At 37.3% G+C, this 20,282-nt stretch carries 23 protein-coding genes; 7 read left to right on the top strand and 16 right to left on the bottom strand.

Going from position 1 to position 20,282, the window contains the following annotated elements; translation table 11 throughout:
• Position 1: 1 nt before the first annotated feature.
• The 3 genes from JFU18_RS19620 to JFU18_RS19610 all read right to left on the bottom strand — a co-directional run bounded on the left by JFU18_RS19620 (position 2) and on the right by JFU18_RS19610 (position 2,272).
• Entirely contained in the window at positions 2-316 is a 315-nt protein-coding gene (locus JFU18_RS19620) for a thioredoxin family protein (protein ID WP_002015619.1), read from the bottom strand.
• Between the two features lie 83 nt (positions 317-399).
• A complete protein-coding gene (locus tag JFU18_RS19615) occupies positions 400-909 on the bottom strand; it encodes a DUF84 family protein (RefSeq protein WP_002089045.1) in 510 nt (169 codons plus the stop codon).
• 289 nt (positions 910-1,198) lie between these two features.
• The gene (locus JFU18_RS19610; protein WP_078184718.1) at positions 1,199-2,272 is read right to left on the bottom strand and encodes a M42 family metallopeptidase; all 1,074 of its coding nucleotides are present in this window, start codon (positions 2,270-2,272) and stop codon (positions 1,199-1,201) included.
• Between the two features lie 148 nt (positions 2,273-2,420).
• Between JFU18_RS19610 and JFU18_RS19605 the strand changes: the two genes are divergently transcribed.
• Entirely contained in the window at positions 2,421-2,732 is a 312-nt protein-coding gene (locus JFU18_RS19605; RefSeq protein WP_002015622.1) for a PepSY domain-containing protein, read from the top strand.
• A gap of 128 nt (positions 2,733-2,860) precedes the next feature.
• Here JFU18_RS19605 and JFU18_RS19600 read toward each other — a convergent pair whose 3' ends face one another.
• Positions 2,861-3,715: a YtnP family quorum-quenching lactonase gene (locus JFU18_RS19600; protein ID WP_434088054.1), complete on the bottom strand. Its 855-nt coding sequence runs from the start codon at positions 3,713-3,715 to the stop codon at positions 2,861-2,863.
• A 70-nt stretch (positions 3,716-3,785) separates the two neighbouring features.
• Positions 3,786-4,439 (bottom strand): tRNA (guanosine(46)-N7)-methyltransferase TrmB, encoded by a 654-nt coding sequence (trmB, locus tag JFU18_RS19595; RefSeq protein ID WP_002015624.1) that lies wholly within the window; start codon positions 4,437-4,439, stop codon positions 3,786-3,788.
• 232 nt (positions 4,440-4,671) lie between these two features.
• On the opposite strand from trmB, the gene JFU18_RS19590 reads away from it, so the two are divergent.
• Entirely contained in the window at positions 4,672-4,950 is a 279-nt protein-coding gene (locus JFU18_RS19590) for a YtzH-like family protein (protein WP_002015625.1), read from the top strand.
• 3 nt (positions 4,951-4,953) lie between these two features.
• Here the strand turns inward: JFU18_RS19590 and JFU18_RS19585 are convergent, their stop codons facing one another.
• The 4 genes from JFU18_RS19585 to pepV form a co-directional block, all read right to left on the bottom strand.
• Complete coding sequence (locus tag JFU18_RS19585) at positions 4,954-5,751, bottom strand: phosphotransferase family protein (RefSeq protein WP_002034382.1); 798 nt, start codon at positions 5,749-5,751, stop codon at positions 4,954-4,956.
• A gap of 245 nt (positions 5,752-5,996) precedes the next feature.
• Positions 5,997-8,138: a type I pullulanase gene (gene pulA / locus JFU18_RS19580; protein WP_085312542.1), complete on the bottom strand. Its 2,142-nt coding sequence runs from the start codon at positions 8,136-8,138 to the stop codon at positions 5,997-5,999.
• A 137-nt stretch (positions 8,139-8,275) separates the two neighbouring features.
• The gene (gene thpR, locus JFU18_RS19575) at positions 8,276-8,821 is read right to left on the bottom strand and encodes an RNA 2',3'-cyclic phosphodiesterase (RefSeq protein ID WP_085312543.1); all 546 of its coding nucleotides are present in this window, start codon (positions 8,819-8,821) and stop codon (positions 8,276-8,278) included.
• A gap of 103 nt (positions 8,822-8,924) precedes the next feature.
• On the bottom strand, positions 8,925-10,331 hold the full coding sequence (gene pepV, locus JFU18_RS19570) for a dipeptidase PepV (protein ID WP_085312544.1): 1,407 nt from the start codon (positions 10,329-10,331) through the stop codon (positions 8,925-8,927).
• 357 nt (positions 10,332-10,688) lie between these two features.
• On the opposite strand from pepV, the gene JFU18_RS19565 reads away from it, so the two are divergent.
• Entirely contained in the window at positions 10,689-10,910 is a 222-nt protein-coding gene (locus tag JFU18_RS19565; protein WP_000805512.1) for a DeoR family transcriptional regulator, read from the top strand.
• Positions 10,911-11,018: 108 nt separating this feature from the next.
• Here the strand turns inward: JFU18_RS19565 and JFU18_RS19560 are convergent, their stop codons facing one another.
• Positions 11,019-11,747: a pseudouridine synthase gene (locus JFU18_RS19560; protein ID WP_144504652.1), complete on the bottom strand. Its 729-nt coding sequence runs from the start codon at positions 11,745-11,747 to the stop codon at positions 11,019-11,021.
• Positions 11,748-11,788: 41 nt separating this feature from the next.
• A complete protein-coding gene (locus tag JFU18_RS19555; RefSeq protein WP_002089053.1) occupies positions 11,789-13,441 on the bottom strand; it encodes a putative polysaccharide biosynthesis protein in 1,653 nt (550 codons plus the stop codon).
• Positions 13,442-13,843: 402 nt separating this feature from the next.
• Between JFU18_RS19555 and JFU18_RS19550 the strand changes: the two genes are divergently transcribed.
• Positions 13,844-15,115 (top strand): BaiN/RdsA family NAD(P)/FAD-dependent oxidoreductase, encoded by a 1,272-nt coding sequence (locus JFU18_RS19550; protein ID WP_002129466.1) that lies wholly within the window; start codon positions 13,844-13,846, stop codon positions 15,113-15,115.
• A 212-nt stretch (positions 15,116-15,327) separates the two neighbouring features.
• A complete protein-coding gene (locus JFU18_RS19545; RefSeq protein ID WP_085312546.1) occupies positions 15,328-16,767 on the top strand; it encodes an MDR family MFS transporter in 1,440 nt (479 codons plus the stop codon).
• 40 nt (positions 16,768-16,807) lie between these two features.
• On the opposite strand, the gene JFU18_RS19540 is transcribed toward JFU18_RS19545, so the two are convergent.
• Positions 16,808-17,131, bottom strand: a complete 324-nt coding sequence (locus JFU18_RS19540; protein WP_002015665.1) for an ArsR/SmtB family transcription factor — start codon at positions 17,129-17,131, stop codon at positions 16,808-16,810.
• Entirely contained in the window at positions 17,132-17,563 is a 432-nt protein-coding gene (locus tag JFU18_RS19535) for an SRPBCC family protein (protein WP_002067696.1), read from the bottom strand.
• Positions 17,564-17,987: 424 nt separating this feature from the next.
• Between JFU18_RS19535 and JFU18_RS19530 the strand changes: the two genes are divergently transcribed.
• Complete coding sequence (locus JFU18_RS19530; RefSeq protein ID WP_085312547.1) at positions 17,988-18,215, top strand: DUF3973 domain-containing protein; 228 nt, start codon at positions 17,988-17,990, stop codon at positions 18,213-18,215.
• 33 nt (positions 18,216-18,248) lie between these two features.
• On the opposite strand, the gene JFU18_RS19525 is transcribed toward JFU18_RS19530, so the two are convergent.
• Positions 18,249-18,431: a sporulation protein Cse60 gene (locus JFU18_RS19525; RefSeq protein ID WP_000621746.1), complete on the bottom strand. Its 183-nt coding sequence runs from the start codon at positions 18,429-18,431 to the stop codon at positions 18,249-18,251.
• Position 18,432: 1 nt separating this feature from the next.
• Positions 18,433-18,669, bottom strand: a complete 237-nt coding sequence (locus tag JFU18_RS19520) for a DUF2553 family protein (RefSeq protein ID WP_002089059.1) — start codon at positions 18,667-18,669, stop codon at positions 18,433-18,435.
• Between the two features lie 267 nt (positions 18,670-18,936).
• Between JFU18_RS19520 and JFU18_RS19515 the strand changes: the two genes are divergently transcribed.
• On the top strand, positions 18,937-19,416 hold the full coding sequence (locus tag JFU18_RS19515; RefSeq protein ID WP_201034382.1) for a CarD family transcriptional regulator: 480 nt from the start codon (positions 18,937-18,939) through the stop codon (positions 19,414-19,416).
• A 75-nt stretch (positions 19,417-19,491) separates the two neighbouring features.
• Here the strand turns inward: JFU18_RS19515 and JFU18_RS19510 are convergent, their stop codons facing one another.
• Entirely contained in the window at positions 19,492-20,277 is a 786-nt protein-coding gene (locus tag JFU18_RS19510) for a glucose 1-dehydrogenase (RefSeq protein ID WP_002138693.1), read from the bottom strand.
• Positions 20,278-20,282 lie beyond the last annotated feature (5 nt).

Genomic DNA, 20,282 nt, shown 5'->3' with positions numbered 1-20,282 from the left:
CTTATTTTAAACCTTCAATAAACTCTTCGATTTGCTCTTGTGTTTTACGATCTTTATTTACATAGCGTCCAGTTTCTTCACCTTTATTGTACGCTACAAAGCTTGGAATGCCAAATACGTCTACTTTCACGCATAAATCAATAAATTCATCACGATCTACATAGTAAAATGAGAAATCACTATACTTCTCTTCTACTTCTGGCATAAATGGATCAACGAAACGGCAATCTGGGCACCATTCTGCTGAGAACATGAAGACTACATTCTCTTCATTTTTTAATTCTTGGAATTGTTCCATGCTTTCTAATGATTTCACCTATATTTCCTCCTCTAACGAGTGCACTTTTTCACACTATAATCTTTTCTTTATACTACCATACATCGCGCATGGTGCAAGGTTTATGCTTGCTTTTCATCATACTTATATTGCCCAACAAGTAACTTAACAACGTGTACAAATAATTCCGTTCGGTCGACATAATCATCTGTAAAAATACCGATAGCACCTTCGTGACTACGAATATCTTTTCGCTCTACAAACTCTTCCATCACTTCACTTAGCTCTTTTCCTTCTTCAAGCGGTGCTAAAAAATCGTCTGGTAACTTAATACGTGCCCCGCCCGCAACAAATGTTTTACCTTCAATCGTCGCTAAAGCACCCCAGTTACACATAAATAACCCATGCTCCGTTTTCATAACGCCGCCTTCTAGCCCAATGCCGATATGAGCTGCACCTTCCTGCAATGCTCTCTTCGCTCTATTTACTGCTCCTTGCATCGTCTCTTCATCTGAAAAAGGCTGATTTGCTACTCCTGATGGAACAGAAAGAGATGTAATTTCAGCATCTTCCCAAACCTTCTCCACAGCCCCAACCTTCGTCTTATTCTTCGATCCAACCACTACCTTCATTTCATTCACCTCTATATAAATTCATCATTCTATCCTAATACTAGCCTCGAACACCAAATCAGTCTTCATGACTGAGATTTATACCGTAGTGCGCCTGACCGCACACACGCATCTCTGTGTCATCTCTCCCACCTAAAAAAAGAAAAGGTTTTCCAAAAACAGCCTTCCTCTCTCTTCCTACCCGCGGTCTTAATACATCGCTCGAACACCAACTAGACACTGACCGCTCCCATTCATCGCTGGGTCATCTATTCAACCTAAAAAAAGAAGGGTTTTTCACCCTTCCTCTTTACGCGTTATTCTTAATTGTCTCTAACGTCGTTTTGTCCGTCGCTCTCACAAGCTTCGTAATTAATTCCTTCGCTGCCGCATAATCATCAACATGTAAAATAGAAGCATGTGTATGAATGTAGCGTGCACAAACACCAATTACTGCTGATGGGATACCAGAGTTACTTGTATGCACACGGCCCGCATCTGTACCACCTTGTGAAATAAAGTATTGGTACGGAATGTTATGTGTTTCTGCTGTATCTAAAATGAATTCACGCATTCCTCTATGTGTTACCATTGTACGGTCATAAATACGAAGAAGAGCGCCTTTTCCTAATTGACCGAACTGCGTCTTATCACCAGATGCATCATTTGCTGGACTTGCATCAAGCGCATAGAAAATATCTGGTTGAATCATATTTGCAGCAGTTTGTGCTCCGCGAAGACCTACTTCTTCTTGTACAGTCGCACCAGAGTATAATGTGTTTGGTAATGTTTCATCTTTTAATTCCTTTAGCAATTCGATAGCAAGGCCACATCCATAGCGGTTGTCCCAAGCTTTCGCCATAATTTTCTTTTCATTTGCCATTGGCGTGAATGGGCAGATTGGAACGATTTGTTGCCCTGGCTTTATGCCAATTTCAATCGCATCTTCATAACTATCTGCACCTATATCAATTAACATATTTTTTATATCCATCGGTTTTGCACGTTGCGCATCACTTAATAAATGAGGAGGAATGGAACCAACAACCCCAATAACAGGACCATTCTTCGTCATAACTTGTACACGCTGAGCTAATAGTACTTGGCTCCACCAGCCACCTAACGTTTGAAAACGAAGCATCCCATTTTTCGTAATTTGCGTAACCATGAAACCTACTTCATCCATATGACCTGCTACAAGAACGCGCGGGCCAGTTTCGTCCCCTTTTTTCAGGCCAAATACGCTACCTAAACCGTCTTGCACAATCTCATCAGCATATTTGCTTAATTCTTGCTTCATAAAACTGCGCACATCATGTTCAAAACCTGATGTACCTTGTAATTCTGTTAACGTACGAAATAATTGTAATGTCTCTTTATTCACGAAGTCCCCTTCTTTCAAACCTTAGTAGAATACCTCTTTTATTGTAACGAAATTTTCGAAATGTTTCTAGTTTCTTCTTTTTTAGTTGCATTTGCATTATAATTATTATTGGTACACTATTTTTATTTTACAGAATTGAGGTGAATATATGAGCTGGAAAGGTTTAGTCACAGGTCTTGGCGTTGGGTTCGCAGCTGGTTATTTCGTTGCAAACAAAGTACAAGAACAATCCCATATTTCTTCAGAAAAAGCATTGAAAATGGTGAAACAAGCATTAAGTCATAAAGGTGAAATTACTGGCTCTTGGGTACATATGGTTCCAGAGGCATTTGAAAAATATGATGTCGCGTACGAAGTTTATCGCGGCGGTCTTACAACGATGTTAGATGAAATACAAGAACGATTTGAATTTTTAGTTGATGCTAAAACAGGTACTGTTTTAGAGGTTATAGCAGCATAAAAAGAGGTTTCCCATTAGGTGAACCTCTTTTTTTTTAGAATTACCAACAAAAGCTGATAATAACAGCAATACATAATAAGTGGAGATTGTTCCAATAAATATTTTTGGACACCTTCCTCTTATTAATATTAAGCTTCTATATTTGTTTTTCTCTCTATCTTCTCCACTATATGCCCTTCCTCATTCCACTTTACTGCACGGTAATATGCATCATGATAAAAAGTAAACCACGCCTCTTTTTCAGCACCATACTTCATCCACTTTTGTTTATGTTCAATCGATGTCATTGGATAGTCATCATATGCCATTACCCATAATACATTTTGATGTGCATACGTCGGTAAAATGTCCGCTAAATGAAGCATCGTTTCACCCTGACTTTCAAGGACGACAACGGCATGTCCATCGCTATGACCACCCGTATGCACCATCTTTATTTCATCCGTAATTTCTATTTCTTGCTTGAACGTAACAATCTTATCAACGATTGGCTCCCAATTTTCCTTCCAATATGTATTACGCGATCTAACATTCGGATTTTTCATTTCATTCCATTCAGTCTCACTTACATAAATCGTTGCGTTCGGAAACGCCGGAACAAGGTGATTTCCCTCCCATTTTGTTAAACCAGATGCATGGTCAAAATGAAGATGCGTCATTAAGACGTAATGAATATCTTCATTATGCAGTCCCAATTTTTCTAAAGATTCCTTAACTGATGATTCTTCTGTTACACCTTGATTCCGCTTCATTTTCTCATTCAATTTACCATTCCCTATCCCTGAATCAATAAGCATGTTTCCTTCTTTCGTTTGTAAGAGTAACGGATCTGTTCGTAAATAAATATGATTTGTATCATTATGTTTATATTTTCGTGACCAAAGTACTTTTGGCACAACTCCAAACATCGCGCCTCCATCTAAATGTGTATTCCCACCTTTTAGCCACGTCACTTTTATATTTCCAATTTGTAACTGTTCCATATCCCATCCCCCTTTTTCATTTAATTTTAACATAATATTCCGATTATTTTTCATATAAAAAACCTATGCATTACTGCATAGGCTCCGTACGATATTTTGCTTCAACTCGATAAATACGATGACCTTTACTAGAAAATTTCTCTTCGTATTCCGTCATAATGTTTCCTTCATAATCACTATTATGAAGATCTAGGCTAAGGTAAGTTAATAACATACCATACTCAGCCATACTCATAATAGAATATTCAAATAAGCCTTGGTTATCAGTTTTGAAATGAATTTCTCCGCCATCTACTAACACTTCTTCATAATTGCGTAAAAATGTTTTATACGTTAAACGACGCTTCGTATGACGATTCTTCGGCCATGGATCTGAGAAGTTTAAATAAACGCGGTCAATTTCACCTTTCGCAAAGAAAACTGTTAAATCTTCAGCATCTTTATTAATTAACTTTAAGTTCGGTACTTCTTCTTCAATTAATTTATCAAGTGCATCTACAACAACACTTGTGAATTTTTCAATTCCAATATAGTTAATATGCGGATTTGCTTTTGCCATATCATACATAAAGCGGCCACGTCCTGTACCTACTTCAATATGAATTGGCTGTTCATTTCCAAATATTTCTTTCCAGTTACCAGCGCTCTCCTCTGGGTTTCCAATTACGATATGTGAATACTCATTAATTCGATCCATTGCATAAGGCTTATGTCTTAAACGCATAGATGTCTCCCTCTCTTTACAAAACTATTTTAAAGGAAAAATTCCTTCTTTCTGTTTTAATCAATCTATCAAACAAAAAACCAAGTACGTACGAGCACTCGGTCCGTTTCTTTCAAGTATAAGATGTACCATTTTGATAAAAACTACATAAAGCATTAAACATTCCATGACGAAATAGCTTTTTCTCTTACATTTCTAGGGAGAGAAAAACACTCGAAAGGATGATCCGTTCATGCCAATTAATCAACAGCATCAATTAGAAGTGTTAAAAGATATTTTAATCAACCATCAAAGTGATTGCTGCGGGACAGTTTCTGAATGCGAACAATTAGAGCGACTCATTCAATCGTTACTCGCAAACGATAGTATAAGTAGTGACACTAAAGTAATGCTAAACGATGTATATTCTTATAGTCAATCGGGTAAATCTTCCTCTAATTTGGACAACCATATTTCCAATAATCAAGAACAACTTACTCAGTGGATTGCTGGAATGGACAATTTTTCTTAAGTATTATTCTGAAGCAAGTAGTTGCTGTAAATATTGATGCCAATATTTAGCTTCTGCTTGCTGCTTTTTTGTTGTGTGCCATTGCATAGATAAAATCGTTTGTGCTATCACATACCATCTCATACGCCTAAGCAATGATTCATCTAGTTCAATCTCATAATATCCGAGCCACTCACTCCATTCATGGCGCGGAACATACCAATATAATAACATACCAAGATCTAAAGCTGGGTCAGCAATAACAGCCCCATCCCAATCAATTAAAAACAATTCATCTTCGTCCGACAATATCCAATTGTTATGGTTTACATCACAATGGCATACAACGAATTCATTGTACTCAATGTCTTTTAATGACTCCGTTAAATATTGAAGACCTTGCTGAATTGTTTCATCAACTCTTATATCTCCTCTTAAAACGAGCTGTAATTGTTGTAATAACTCTTGCGCATGAAGCGGCTGCTTTCCTAGCCTTTGAATCATCTGCACAAGCGCTTTAGAGGAGTGTATTTTCTTCAAAAGTTTCGCAACACGTTCTAGTTTCATATCCTCTGGCTCTAACTTCTGTCCCGGAAGCCATTTTTGAGCAGAAATTACATCACCGTTCGTTACCCTTCTTGTCCAAAGTAATTTTGGAACAATTCCTTCTGCTGACAATACCGCTAAAAAGGGCGATGTATTCCGCTTTAAAAATAACTTTTGTTGTCCGTTTTGCGCAATATATGCATCGCCCGTTACTCCACCAGCCGGTATAAGACTCCACTCTTTTCCTAATAATTGTTCCAACCATTCCATATTCATTACCCGTTAACAAATCCTTATCTTTTATAGTTATGAAAAGAAAAACCGCAACATTTCTACACATGTTGTGGATTCATATATTTTACTGTATTTGAATGAAAAAACTTGGCATAAGCCGAAAACAGGATAAATCACCTGTTCTTCTAGTTTATTTTACAAAATCAATCATAGAATGACAACTTATGAAAATCGTCACCTTTGTCAATTCTACATTTATTACATTCTCATCGTCAAGTAGCGATTTGTCACATTATCGTCAATATATACGTGCTAATTGGAGCCAATTGAAGTTCCTTTCCTCTAAATGAAGAAATTGGCTCTATTTTCGCTTGCTTTTCGTTTACTAAAACATGCCACGTTTCTTCTTTTGGAAGCTGCACCGTTTTAGCTTCCAAACCGCTATTAAATAAAACTACAATCTCTTTCCACGGTCCAAATAATTCTACATGCTCTAGGTGGTATGCCAGTACTTCTGTAGATGTTCGCAAAAAAGTCATATGCGTTTTTATAAGGTCTGCATTTTGTAATCGGAATGCCCCGTGCCCTTTGCGAATCGCAATTAACCCTTTTATATAGTTAACGGTCTCCATCTCTTTCTCTTTTTGATCCCAATCTAATTGATTAATTTCATCATTTGCATTATAACTATTTTCATTCCCTTGCTTCGTACGATAAAACTCTTGCCCCGCATGTAAGAAAGGAATCCCTTGTGAAAGAATAACCATTGCAGTTGCTAAACGATGACGCCTTTTCAAAATTCCTTCTGATTCTGGATTACTTTGCACTAGTTTATCCCACATCGTCATATTGTCATGACATTCTACATAGTTGATGCTTTGCATTGGCTCTAGGAACAATCCTGTTTCTTTCATACTTAAAAGGCTACCAGCTACTATATACTGCAAATGATTACAGTCTACATGCCCACCAAATGCAAAGCCACGTTTATTTATATTAAAAGTACTTCCTTTTATTCCATCACGAAATTGATCATTAAACTGTGCGATACATGGCATTTTATTCGCATTATTTAACGTCGCTTTCTCTTCAAGAGGAAGCGGTGTTTGCAAATCCCATCCTTCACCTAATAACAGCGCATCCTGCTTTATTTTTCGTACTTCTTTTTCTAATTCATTCATCGTTTCAACATCTAAAATTCCCATTAAATCAAATCGGAATCCATCAACATTGTATTCAGTAAGCCAATATAAAACAGATTCTATAATAAATTTCCTCATCATTTTCCGTTCAGATGCTATATCATTTCCAACTCCCGTCCCATTAGAAGGCATACCGTCTTCCCCATGACGAAAATAATATCCCGGGACAAGCTTCTCAAATGATGATAATTCTCTTTCATAAACATGATTATATACAACATCTATAATCACCCTGATGCCGTGATCATGAAATGTTTCAATTAGTTGTTTACACTCTACTATCCTGTTATATGGATCAGAAAGGTTTGTAACATAAAATCCTGTTGGTATATTGTAATATAACGGATTGTAGCCCCAATTATATGCGGAAGCAGGATTCACTTCATCTATACCACCAAAACAATGTAAAGGTAATAGTTCAACATGTGTAACGCCTAAATCTTTTATATGAGACAATCCTGTTAATGTCCCATTTCGCCCTACTGTCTCCTCTTCCATTAGCCCTTTATATGTTCCTTTCTTATTCACCCCACTGTTTGGGTGAATAGTAGCGTCACGAATATGCAGTTCATACAATATGGCATCTGTCATTGACTGTAATGGTGATAATTCTACTCGTTTTGTCACATTCGTTTTTTCCAAATCGATAACGACGCCGTATTTTCCATTTATCGTCGCAGACTTTGCATAAGGATCAACCGCTTCGTTCCATATTAAATTAATACAAACAAGGAATGTATATCGTGCTCCATCATGATCACCTTGTAATGTATGAATCCACACTCCGTTTTCTTCTCTGTACATTTCATAATCAATATATTCTTTATCACTTTTATAAATCCGTACTTTCGCAAGCCTTGCAGTCGGAGCCCATACTTTAAATATTGTTTCTTCTTTTTTATACACAGCACCTAAGTCGGTACCTTCGTAATAATATTTTTCATCGAAAACTACTGTTCGAATCACAGCGCCTATTTGTAAATCTGTTTCTTCATTCCGTTCGTCCCGTACTGTATAATACTTCCCCACATCTATCGGCTCTTCTATAAAACATTCATACTTCGTTGCATCTGGAAGAGCAATAGTATGAACAATCGGTAACTCTTTCACATTGCTTCCTTCTTGTAAACGAAATGTCCGGCTTGTTCCATACGCATGCGGGAGCAAAATTGTAATTTTATTCATTTCATCTAAATAGGCATCAAATGGACGTTTTACTTTCAACATAAAAAATCACCATCATTCTCAAAATTAAAATGAAACGAGCTGCAAGTGATAAGGGTTTTCTTATCAGCGAAGCTCTATACAGTAACACATTATTCCCTATAGTATATTCACCTGTATAAAAAACGTTTTCATACATTCTATTTTTGTAGTTTTATTTCAGTAATCGATTTATACTTCGGCGTTTCCTTAACGTGAGATTCATACAAAGTAATCGTATCTGCTTGAAATGATGTTACAGGTAAATCTTTTATATTTGTCAGATCAAATACTTTTTCTCCAACCCATTTACGCGCAACAGTAATATGTGGATGATAAGGACGTGTATCTAGAGAGAAGCCATTTTCTTCACAAATTGTATGCACTTGCTTTTGTAAAGTAAACAAATCTTGATTATCACTTATCCCCGCCCAAAATATACGAGGTTGGTCCACCTGTCCGAACGTAGAAAGTCCTTGTAACGTGAACGATAATTCCGTTTTTTCTGTAAGTGTTTGTAATCCATTCTTTATTCCTTCTAACTGTTCCTCTGTCGCACTTCCTAAAAATGAAAGGGTAATATGATAGTCTTCTTCATGTACCCACGAGCGAAATGGTAATTCATCCTTCACTTCCTCTTTATAATTAGAAAGAATTTCTTTTATATGACGTGGTAAAGTTACTGCGACAAAATAATGCGTCACCATCTACATCGTCTCCTTTATGTTATTGTTGCTTTTCTTCCTTATCTCATTCAGCTAAAAAGAATCCGCCCTCTAAAGTAGAGAGCGGTCATTATTTAAATATCTTTTATTTCGCTAATTCATGAATTGCTTGCGCATAAATCGCTGTCGCTTTTAATAAATCTTCAATTTCAATGTACTCGTCTTTTTGATGCGCAAGTTCTTCTTTTCCTGGGAATAACGGGCCAAATGCAACGCCAGCTTTCAATGAACGAGCATAAGTACCACCGCCAATTGCTAACAATTCAGCTTTTTCACCCGTTTGTTCTTCATATACGCGTTGCAAAGTACGAATTAACGTATGATCTTTGTCAACGTGATGCGGGCGAGAGTTAGAATAATCCGCTACTTCAAATCCATGAGTACCAACATATTCTTTTAACTTTGCAATCGTTTCTTCAAAGTTAGTCGTAACTGGATAGCGTACATTTAATCCTAAATTACCACCGTTTTCTTGCGAGTAAGACAGGCGCCCAACATTCACTGTTAACGGCCCGCTAATATCGTCTTTATAAGAAATACCAGCTTTTTCTCCAATAATATCACCTGTAAATGTTTCTGTTACAAACGATGCAAATGAAGCCCCTTTTCCATCAAGAGAAACTTTCGTTAAGCAGTTTGCCAATAATAAACCTGCATTTTCTCCCTTTTCTGGAGTAGATCCGTGAGCTGAAATCCCTTTGATTTGCAACGTCACCGTATTTCCTTCTACAATTGCTTTACCTATTTTTTTAGCAGTTTGTAAATACTCTTCATATGCTACTGTAAGTGCATTTACATCTTCTCCTGTAATAACTGCTTCTGCAAAATCAGGAACCATATTTAAACGACGACCTGACTCAAATGAAAGAAGCTTAAATGTGCCTTCTTTCTCTTCGCTACCATTTTGCACAACTTGTATGTCAGAAATTCCTTTTTCCGCATTAATAATTGGAAAATCTGCATCCGGCGCAAAACCGATTGTTGGCATTTCTTCATTTTTAAAATAATGATCTACACACTTCCAATTGCTTTCCTCATCTGTTCCTAAAATCATACGAACACGTTTTGAAAGAGGTAAGCCTAATTCTTTAACGATTTTCATCGCATAATAAGCTGCCATCGTCGGCCCTTTATCATCAATTGCACCGCGTGCAAAAATCTTCCCGTCGCGAATATCCGCACTATACGCAGGAGTTGTCCAGCCATCTCCTTCTGGTACAACATCAACGTGACAAAGAATACCTACTAATTCTTCTCCTTGTCCCATTTCAAGATGACCTGCATACCCTTCTAAATTTTTAGAAGCGAAACCTTCTGCTTCTCCTTTATGTAACATGAAAGATAAGGCTTTTTCTACACCTTCACCAAATGGCGCGCCCTCTTTCGCAGATTCTTCTTCCCATACACTTTTAATTTGCAAAAATTGTTGTGTATCAAGAATTAAATCATCTTTTCGTTTTGTAACTTCTTCTGTCCAATTAATCGTTGACATCACGCATCCATCCTTCACTATATTGTCTCTTTCATCATAGCAAACGAAAATCTCTTATGCCATACATGAAAACCTAATAACTAACAATTTTAATATTTCAGATATTTCTTATTAGTTTTTCTTTTATTTTCTCAAAGAAATTTGCAGGAATTTGGCGTTTTACGTAGAAATTTATGAGTTAGTTGACTGACCAAATATACAATGTCAACTTCCAATATTTTTCTATATGAATCTTTGTTAAACTTTTGTAAAATTTAAGTAGATTAAAGCATGAATTTTATCATGTAGAGTACAATGGTAGTAACGACCTTCTTTCCTGAATGGGGTCAAAAAAACTGGTAGAGGAGTGGTTTTCTCTTGAAACCTACAACTACTCGTATGCTAACACGCATTAAATCAATTTATATGTACATCAATGAAAACGGTACGGTAACAACGAAAGACCTTGTAGATGAGTTCGGGATCACACCGCGAACGATACAACGTGATCTAAATGTGTTGCAGTTTAATGAACTCGTGTATAGCCCTTGCCGCGGCAAGTGGACAACGACAGGAAAGAAAGTGAGAATGACCTCATAACAAAAAAATAATTGTATGTAAATAAATACATACCCCTTTCTATATAATTAGAAAGGGGTCTTTTCTATATAATTAGAAAGGGGTCTTTTCTATACTCTAAAATTGGCGTTACTTCTCGTTATCTACTTGATACGTCTTTAACATTTCTACTTCTTCATCTGTTAGCTCGCGATATTGCCCAAGTTCTAACTCTTCATCTAACAATAAAGGTCCCATCTCTGTTCTCTTTAAATACACTACTTTTTTCCCTACAGCTTCAAACATACGCTTTACTTGATGGAATTTCCCTTCTGTAATAACAAGCTCAATTTCGGAAATATCATCACTTTTTAAAATTGTAAGTTCGCCTGGCTTCGTTTCATAGCCATCTTCTAAAATAACACCTTTAGCGAATTCTTTTACATCCTCTTCTGTTACAACGCCTGAAATGTGTGCATAATATTTTTTCGGCACATGCTTTTTCGGAGATAATAGTTGATGCGTTAACTTCCCATCATTTGTGATTAATAAGAAACCTTCTGTATCAATATCGAGCCTTCCAACAGGGAATGGATCGAAAATCGCATCTTCTAATTCTAATAAATCTATTACTGTTTCGTGGTTATCATCTTCTGTCGCTGAAATAACACCTTGTGGTTTATGCATCATTAAATAAACAAACTCTTTATATTCCACAACTTCACCGTGAATCATAACCTCTTGCTCTTCTACATTCACATGAAACTTCGCATCTTTCACTGGCGTTCCATCAATCTTCACAACGCCGTCTTTCAGTAATTTCTTTACTTCTTTTCTACTTCCGTGTCCCATATTCGCTAATAATTTATCTAATCTCATGTTCTTCACCTTCTTTATTTATCATAGAAAAGGGGACGTATTTACGCCCCTTTTGATTTCAACTTTATTTTGAATCTACTACCAAGTTTACGCTGGATTTTCTCTAAAGCTTCTCCGCCAAATACTCTTTCTAGTACTCCTGTGCGAATCGCTAACAATCCGTAAACAAGACCACCAATACCTGCACAAATCGCAACTGTAATAAGAGCACCAATACGGCCATCAGGCGAAATCATGAAGGATAGAAGCCATTGTGATAGTTTTACAGCAATAACCATTACAAGTGTTAAGACTGCAATTTGGAATGTTCTCTTATATACAACACCAAATGAATAGTGTGCGTGTTTTTTAATTTGTCTATTCGTATACCATACGGAAGCTAAGAAGCCGACTGCAGTAGCCAAAATCGCCCCAACTGTACCGAAATAACGAATAAAGATTACGTTACATGCAAATTTCAAAATAACACCCATCACAAGCGCAATAACCGCATGTTTCTGCTGGTTAATCCCTTGCAGAATTGCTGCTGTTACTGTGAATAAAGCGAATAACAATGCAACTGGCGCATACCACATTAATACTTGTCCACCTAGTGGGTCTGAATCGTAGAAAGCAGTGTAAATCGGATATGCAAGTGTAGAAATACCGACAACTGCTGGCAATGTTAAAAACATATTCGCCTGGAATGTTTGTGTAATTTGTAATTTCAAATAGCGGTATTGCTTTTCAGTAAACGACTTTGTAATCGCTGGCACGAGCGTTAAACTAAACGCTGTTGCAAGTGATACTGGAATCATAATTAATTTATGCGTCCACATCGTGAAAATACCGAGTGCTCGCTCTGCGATATCTCCTTGACCAATCGCCTGCATAATAGAGTTAAATGTCAATGTATCAATTTGTTGATATAAAGGAATTGTTAATCCAATTACAACGTAAGGGATTGCATATGCAAACAACTCTTTAAACAATTGAGCGGTACTTACCGTCGACTCTGGTACAGTTTGCTCAATTAAATATTGATCCAAATATTTTTTACGTTTTAACCAGTACCAAATTAACACGCCAAGTGCTCCAACTGCTGAAACGAACGCAGCGAATGTCGCAACCCCAACTGCCGTTGCTACTGTACCGCCAAGTACTTTAATAACGATGAAACTACCCGCTAATAAAAAGACGATACGAATAATTTGCTCAATAATTTGTGAAACCGTAGTCGGTCCCATCGATTGGTGGCCTTGGAAATAACCACGAATCAAACTTGCTGCCGGCACAACAATAAGCGCAAAACTTACGAGGCGAATAATCGTCGTAACTTCTTCTATCTTATTTTGTAAACTTTGTTTACCAAGCATTGCTTCTGCAAATAATGGTGCGGTCATGTACAGTACTAAGAAGGAAAGAACTCCTGTTACTATCATCATAACCATTCCCGAGCGGAACATTCTCCGGCTCGTTTTATAATCTCCAAGTGCATTATATTTGGAAACAAACTTAGAAACAGCAAGCGGCACTCCTGCCGTTGCGATACTTAAAAATATCGTATATGGAATGTATCCATATGTATAGAGCGTTCCGCCTTCTGTGCCTACTAATGCATGAAACGGAAAAACGTAAATCATGCCTAAGAACTTTACTAAAAATGTCCCTAACGTCACAATAAGCGTTCCGCGCAGAAATTTTGAATCGGACATACGAAAATCCTCCTACATCTACATAAAGTGAAACTATAATTAGTTGAACTAATCTGGCTTTTACGGGCAGTTTATCTCCCACCTAACTTCTTTGCTCTAGCCGAATTTTGAGGTGGGAGTTTTACTGCCCGTTAATGCGGGATAAAGTGAAACTATAATTAGTGGGAGACTCTCCTCCTACTAACCATTCAAGCATTTACAGGCTGCTTTAACTCCCTCTTTACTTCTCCAAAATCTTAAGGTAGTAGTCTTATTGCCCATAAATAGCACGATAATGCTGAACTCTAACTTTTGTATTGTACCACAATTCTCCTCTTAAGCAGTACTTCACTCTATTTTTCTTTTAAGGGAAAACATGCTATTCTTTTAGGCAGGAAATGTAGAAAATGAGGTCGATATATTATGCATTATGATGTTATTGTCATCGGCGGCGGTCCTTCAGGGCTAATGGCTGCAATCGGTGCTGCTGAAGAAGGCGCAAGCGTCTTACTTCTTGATAAAGGAAATAAACTAGGACGTAAACTTGCGATTTCTGGTGGTGGTCGTTGTAACGTAACGAACCGTCTACCACTTGATGAAATCGTTAAACATATACCTGGAAATGGTCGCTTCTTATACAGTGCTTTTTCTATTTTCAGTAATGAAGATATTATTACATTCTTCGAAAATCTCGGTGTACAACTGAAAGAAGAGGATCATGGCCGCATGTTCCCAGTATCAAATAAAGCGCAATCTGTTGTAGATGCACTGTTAACACGATTAAAAGACTTAGGTGTGAAAATACGTACGAATACGCCTGTCGAAACGATTGAGTATGAAAACGGTCAAACGAAGGCTGTTATTCTGCAAACAGGTGAAGTGTTAGAAACGAATCACGTCGTTATCGCTGTTGGCGGAAAATCTGTTCCTCAAACTGGTTCTACTGGAGACGGATACGCTTGGGCTGAAAAAGCTGGGCATACAATTACAGAACTTTTCCCAACAGAAGTACCAATTCTTTCAAACGAACCGTTTATTCGTGACCGCACATTACAAGGTCTTGCTTTACGAGATGTAAACTTAAGTGTATTAAACCCGAAAGGAAAAGTTATCATTTCTCATAAAATGGACATGCTTTTCACTCACTTCGGCCTATCTGGTCCTGCTGCTCTTCGCTGTAGCCAATTCGTTGTGAAAGCGATGAAAAAGTTTAAAACGAACACAGTGCACATGAGTATCGATGCATTGCCAGAAGAAAATAGTGAGCAACTGTTCCAGCGCATGCTGAAACAAATGAAAGAAGATCCGAAAAAAGGAATTAAAAACGTTTTAAAAGGCTATGTTCCTGAACGTTACTTTCTATTCTTATTAGAAAAAAATGAAATTGACGGTAGCGAACAAGCTGGACAAGTTTCTCATGAGAAGATTCGCGCACTTGTGAAAGACTTTAAAGAATTTACCGTCCATGTAAATGGTACGCAGTCAATTGAAAAAGCATTCGTTACTGGCGGAGGGGTATCCGTTAAAGAAATTAACCCGAAAGAAATGGCTTCGAAATTCACGAATGGTTTATACTTCTGCGGAGAAGTTCTTGATATTCACGGTTATACTGGCGGCTATAACATTACATCTGCCCTTGTTACTGGCCGAATTGCCGGAACAACAGCAGGACAAAATTCAAAAATGCAATACTAAAAAAGAAACAGGGACTCCTGTTTCTTTTTTTAGTATGTTGAAATAGCAAAGTAATACACGAAATTATATCGGCGATACTTTAAATATGTCGACCGTTTCTTCAAAAATATCCCTTCCTCCTAACTTCCCATTGCTTTTTTGTTGCTTTATATACCTTAGTACCTTTATATTTTATATTGTTGAATATTCGAAAAAGGGTAAGGGGAAAACAAATGAGAAAAAAAGTCATGATGTCTTTAATGCTAATGACGTTTCTTTCTGCGGTAGAAGGAACGATTGTTAGTACAGCGATCCCTCGTATAACGAGTGATTTGTCAGGTGTCGAACTTGTTAGTTGGGTATATGCAATCTATATGCTTGCAACAGCTGTTTCGACTCCAATATACGGAAAGCTAGCTGATTTATTCGGCCGTAAAAAAGTTCTGCTCATCGGAGCAACAATCTTCTTAATCGGTTCTGCACTTTGCGGAGTCGTTACATCAATGGAACAATTAATCTTCTTCCGTGCTCTTCAAGGTATAGGGGCTGGTGCTGTTATGCCGATCACAATGACGATTATTGGAGACCTATATAGCGAAGCGAAAGACCGCGCGAAAGCACAAGGCTGGATGAGTGCAGTTTGGGGTGTATCTGGTGTTATTGGGCCGTTAGTAGGTGGATTTTTAGTTGATTCTCTTTCTTGGCGCTATATTTTCTTCTTAAACGTTCCTTTTGGAATTATCGCTTGCTTAATGTTTGCCACTTCTTATAAGGAATCTGTTAAGTCCGCCGCTAAGCAACATATCGACTATCTTGGTGCGACAGTTTTCTCATTAAGTACAATTGCTTTACTATACGCATTATTAACAGGTAGCAGTAAGCAAAACTGGGGAGACATTTCAATTATTGGCCTATTAATCTTTGCCGCTGTTTCATTCATTATTTTCTTATACATCGAGAAAAAGTCTCCGGAACCATTAATTCCGCTAGCACTTTTCTCTAACCGTACATTATCTACAATAAACATACTAACACTTATTGCTGGCGCAATGATTATTAGTATTACAGTGTATCTTCCAATTTGGAGCCAAGGTGTTTTAGGAAAAAATGCGACAGAGGCTGGACTCATTTTAATGCCGATTCCTGTTATGTGGACATTCGGTGCGATGTTCTCCGGTAACTTAGTTGGCAAGTTACAAACGAAACAAATTATTTTACTTGGAGCTAGCATTTTATCAGTTGCTACTTTCTTATTATTTACATTATCAACAGATTCACCATCATTCCTTATTTATGTTGCAGTCGGATTATTCGGCTTAGGAATGGGGCTTGTTACACCAATTTACATGGTAACAATTCAAGCAGCTGTACCGGCGAATACGCGCGGAACGGCAGTCGGATTAAATACATTTATTAATACTTTCAGTCAAACACTAGGTGCTGCAATCTTCGGAACGATCTTCAATACGATGATTCATGCACGTGGCATTAAAAACCTTGATCTTGTATCTGGCGGACACGGCGGAACTACAGCAAACGTGGTAACCGAATCGCAATCCGCATTAGCATCAAGTGTACACGTCATTTATATGAGTACTTTCGTATTAGCGGTATTCACATTAATTATCGCTTGGATCCTATTAAAACCAGCTAAACAAACAAGTGAACAATAAAAAGAGGATGACCATTTTGGTCATCCTTTTTGCATAAAATCTACTCTTCATTCTCCACAATATGTTTAAGCACGGACAATTTATTATCCCAAAATCGTTCATAGTACGAGAGCCACTGCTGTAATTCCTCTAATGGTTCTGGATGCAAACGATATATCTTCTCTCTTCCGCTCTTTCTTCCACTCACTAAATTCGCTTCTGAAAGAATATGAAGGTGCTTTACAACTGCAGTACGGCTCATCGGAAAATGATCCGTTATTTTTGAAATGGGTAACTCTTTATCACTTAATAACCGTAACACTTCTCGGCGGGTTGGATCAGCAATTGCTTGAAACACATCATATTTCGCTGCTGATGAGGACATTTAACCTTCGACAACCTTTTTCAGTTTTTCATTTACAATCGCTACCCAGCCGCCATTCATTCTATCGCGAATAATAGAGCTCTTCGCATTCGCTTTCGGAAGGATTTCATCAGGATGTTTCCAGCCGCCGTGAATTAACGTAAATTCTGTTTTACTATCTCCTAAGTCTTTCAAATTAAATGAAACAATCCAGCCATCTGTATCCCATGAGAAAGATAAATGATTTGGCTCATCAATCTCTAACACTTTACATGGTGATGGCCCAAAAGGTGATTGCACATGAAACTCATGTCCTACCTCTAATTCGAAATCATTTGGCATAAACCATGACGAAATTCCTTCTGCAGTTGATACTACATTCCATACTTTTTGAATAGGCGCGTTAAAAACGATTGTTTGTTTAATATCATTTAATGTATTTTGTTGTTCCATTTTATATCTCCTTTATTCGGCATTAAAATATAACACCTTTTAGTTTCACATTAACAATATAACACCTTTTGGTTTCATGTCAAGAAAGACTCTTTTTCACTGTTGAGAAATTCTCAACATTTTTTCAACAGGACAAACACCCTCTCACCATTCCTTCATAATATACTCACAAAGGCAATGAAAAATAGAAAATTCCCTCAATATGAAACTCTATCACTCCTATTGAGAGAAGCGCCTAACTTATCTCATCTGTACTTCGTCTCTCCTCCTTCCCTCGGGGACAATACGCGAGATATGTAAAAAACAGAAGGAGTATGCCCGCCGTTTGGGTAGGTAGTTATTTCTCTTCTCCTCAACATTTCCTTAGGAGCGAAATGACTACCTCCCCACTTTTTTAAACAAAAATAAAAAGGAGATGAAAGCTATGTTCTATTGCATTAACTGTTCTGAAATTCACCATGAAAAACACCCGAATGATAAAGTTTTCAAAAACGGTTTTTATATTGATCCATTTTTAGGTGATCGTTATCACCTCGGTATGTGCACTGATGCTCAGGAGCACGAAGCAGAAAAAGTTCTTTTAACGGAAAAGAAAATCGGTGCAACACAATCTATTATGAGTATTTTACCGACACATGTTGTCCCAACGTAAAGCATAAAAAAGAGCTGGCTCCCCAGCTCTTTTTTATGCTTTATAAACAATCATCGCTGAAAAACAATAAATTTGATTTTCATCATCGTTAATTGAAACACCAACTTGATACTTTATATCTACAAAATTTCCATCATCAATTTTTTTCAAAAATACATTTACAGCGTCTTCTAAGTCTTTTTCATGACTTTCATCAAACACTTTCACACGAATCATGTTAACACCATCCTAGATCGCAGCCCTCCGCCGCTTGTTTATTGCCACGGTGCGTATCTATGATGCGATAAAACTTTCCATCTTCATATATATATCCGTCTTCTAACACATATTGTTTATCTTCAGTATAGACATAAAACTTACCTATCATAAACTTACTCGTATATAATTCCAAATAATCTTGCCTAAATTTAGCTACAACTTTATTTGTAATATCAATTCTAATTGTTCGCCCCACCTTCTCTCCCTCCCTTGCAAAGAACGGATTTAGGTATATTGTATTAACGATTTTATATTTTATGCTTAAAAATAAGTGGATATGCCCTCTTTCTGCACCTGTACTATTTTTCTAAAAACCCCCCCCTATTTATTCAACTTATAAGAGCAAAAAAACGACTTTTATATATTGACTACAGCACATCAGATGTGATATTATATAAAATTTGACATTTTTACCCTAGTATGTTATCATTAAAAGTAGTTACCACATACGGAGGTGGATGATTTGTTTCAAATTGGTGATAAAATCGTTTATCCAATGCACGGTGCAGGAATCATCGAAGCAATTGAAGAGAAAGAAATATTAGGCACTACGCGTCAATATTGTGTTATACGCATCATTAGTAAAGATATGCAAGTAATGCTTCCGATGAATCAATTACAAAAATCAGGTATACGTTATATCGTCGATAAAGGTACGTTAGATGGTATACTTCTTGAATTTCATCATGGGGGATCAGACCCCACACTCTCTTGGAAACAAAGATATACAATGAATATGGAAAAAATGAAGAACGGCAATCTTCAAGATAGTGCAGAAGTTGTTCGTGATTTACTTCGTCGCAATAAAGAACGAGCATTAAATGCGAGCGAAAAACAAATGCTAGATAATGCGCGTAAAATGGTTATTAGTGAAGTTGCGCTCGTACAGAATGTTTCAGAACATCAAGCAACAGAATTTCTTCAAGAGACAATCAATCATTAATTTTAAAAATAGCCGACCGCTATTTTTTTTTTGCGTAAAAAAGGCCAAAGAGTTAAATCTCTTTGGCCTTTCATATTACCCACGCCCCGCTTGAAACGATGGGTATAAAGTCATTCCACCATCTGCAAATAACGTAATTCCAGTTACGTAACTTGCCTCTGCTGAAGCAAGCCACGTTGCTACTGCTGCGATTTCTTCAGGTTTTCCAATGTAACCCATTGGAATCATACTTTCTACGTCGTCACGTTTTTTCGGGTCAGCAAATTTTTCAGCATTAATTGGCGTATTAATTGCACCAGGCCCAATATTATTTACCCGAATACCTTTTGGTGCATATTCTAACGCTAACGTTTCTGTCATAAGCTTAACCCCCCCCTTACTAGCCGCATAATGCACAAATAATGGCCACGGGATTTTCTCATGAACACTAGACATATTAATAACCGAACCTTTAATATCGTGTTCCACAAAATATTTAATCGCTTCACGACTTCCTAAAAAAGTACCTGTTAAATTTGTATGAATTACTTTATTCCAATCCTCTAACGGCATTTCATGCGACGGTACCGCGTTTTCTATCCCTGCATTATTAATCATAACGTCGAGCGTACCAAATTCTTTCACAGCAGATTGAATGAGATTTACAACATCTGCCTCGACCGTCACATCACCTTTTACAGCAATCGCTTCTCCACCTACCTTTTTTATTTCTTCTAATACATCGTTCGCTTCTGACTCTCTTGAGCGATAGTTAATAACAACTTTCGCCTTCTCTTTAGCAAATCTTACTCCCATGGCTCTTCCAAGACCAGTTGCTGATCCTGTAATAACGACGACTTTCCCTTCTAAATCGCTATACATTTTAA

It is taken from the genome of Bacillus sp. TH22, assembly GCF_016651015.1.
Classification (GTDB): domain Bacteria; phylum Bacillota; class Bacilli; order Bacillales; family Bacillaceae_G; genus Bacillus_A; species Bacillus_A mycoides.
This window is presented reverse-complemented; position numbering and strand designations above follow the sequence as displayed.

What these genes read in the sequence shown, in the direction of transcription:
- JFU18_RS19615 (WP_002089045.1), bottom strand. Translation starts at nt 909, where the DNA reads ATGAAGGTAGTGGTTGGATCGAAGAATAAGACGAAGGTTGGGGCTGTG.
- JFU18_RS19605 (WP_002015622.1), top strand. Translation starts at nt 2,421, where the DNA reads ATGAGCTGGAAAGGTTTAGTCACAGGTCTTGGCGTTGGGTTCGCAGCT.
- JFU18_RS19600 (WP_434088054.1), bottom strand. Translation starts at nt 3,715, where the DNA reads ATGGAACAGTTACAAATTGGAAATATAAAAGTGACGTGGCTAAAAGGT.
- trmB (WP_002015624.1), bottom strand. Translation starts at nt 4,439, where the DNA reads ATGCGTTTAAGACATAAGCCTTATGCAATGGATCGAATTAATGAGTAT.
- JFU18_RS19590 (WP_002015625.1), top strand. Translation starts at nt 4,672, where the DNA reads ATGCCAATTAATCAACAGCATCAATTAGAAGTGTTAAAAGATATTTTA.
- JFU18_RS19585 (WP_002034382.1), bottom strand. Translation starts at nt 5,751, where the DNA reads ATGAATATGGAATGGTTGGAACAATTATTAGGAAAAGAGTGGAGTCTT.
- pulA (WP_085312542.1), bottom strand. Translation starts at nt 8,138, where the DNA reads ATGTTGAAAGTAAAACGTCCATTTGATGCCTATTTAGATGAAATGAAT.
- thpR (WP_085312543.1), bottom strand. Translation starts at nt 8,821, where the DNA reads ATGGTGACGCATTATTTTGTCGCAGTAACTTTACCACGTCATATAAAA.
- pepV (WP_085312544.1), bottom strand. Translation starts at nt 10,331, where the DNA reads ATGTCAACGATTAATTGGACAGAAGAAGTTACAAAACGAAAAGATGAT.
- JFU18_RS19560 (WP_144504652.1), bottom strand. Translation starts at nt 11,747, where the DNA reads ATGAGATTAGATAAATTATTAGCGAATATGGGACACGGAAGTAGAAAA.
- JFU18_RS19555 (WP_002089053.1), bottom strand. Translation starts at nt 13,441, where the DNA reads ATGTCCGATTCAAAATTTCTGCGCGGAACGCTTATTGTGACGTTAGGG.
- JFU18_RS19550 (WP_002129466.1), top strand. Translation starts at nt 13,844, where the DNA reads ATGCATTATGATGTTATTGTCATCGGCGGCGGTCCTTCAGGGCTAATG.
- JFU18_RS19545 (WP_085312546.1), top strand. Translation starts at nt 15,328, where the DNA reads ATGAGAAAAAAAGTCATGATGTCTTTAATGCTAATGACGTTTCTTTCT.
- JFU18_RS19540 (WP_002015665.1), bottom strand. Translation starts at nt 17,131, where the DNA reads ATGTCCTCATCAGCAGCGAAATATGATGTGTTTCAAGCAATTGCTGAT.
- JFU18_RS19535 (WP_002067696.1), bottom strand. Translation starts at nt 17,563, where the DNA reads ATGGAACAACAAAATACATTAAATGATATTAAACAAACAATCGTTTTT.
- JFU18_RS19530 (WP_085312547.1), top strand. Translation starts at nt 17,988, where the DNA reads ATGTTCTATTGCATTAACTGTTCTGAAATTCACCATGAAAAACACCCG.
- JFU18_RS19525 (WP_000621746.1), bottom strand. Translation starts at nt 18,431, where the DNA reads ATGATTCGTGTGAAAGTGTTTGATGAAAGTCATGAAAAAGACTTAGAA.
- JFU18_RS19510 (WP_002138693.1), bottom strand. Translation starts at nt 20,277, where the DNA reads ATGTATAGCGATTTAGAAGGGAAAGTCGTCGTTATTACAGGATCAGCA.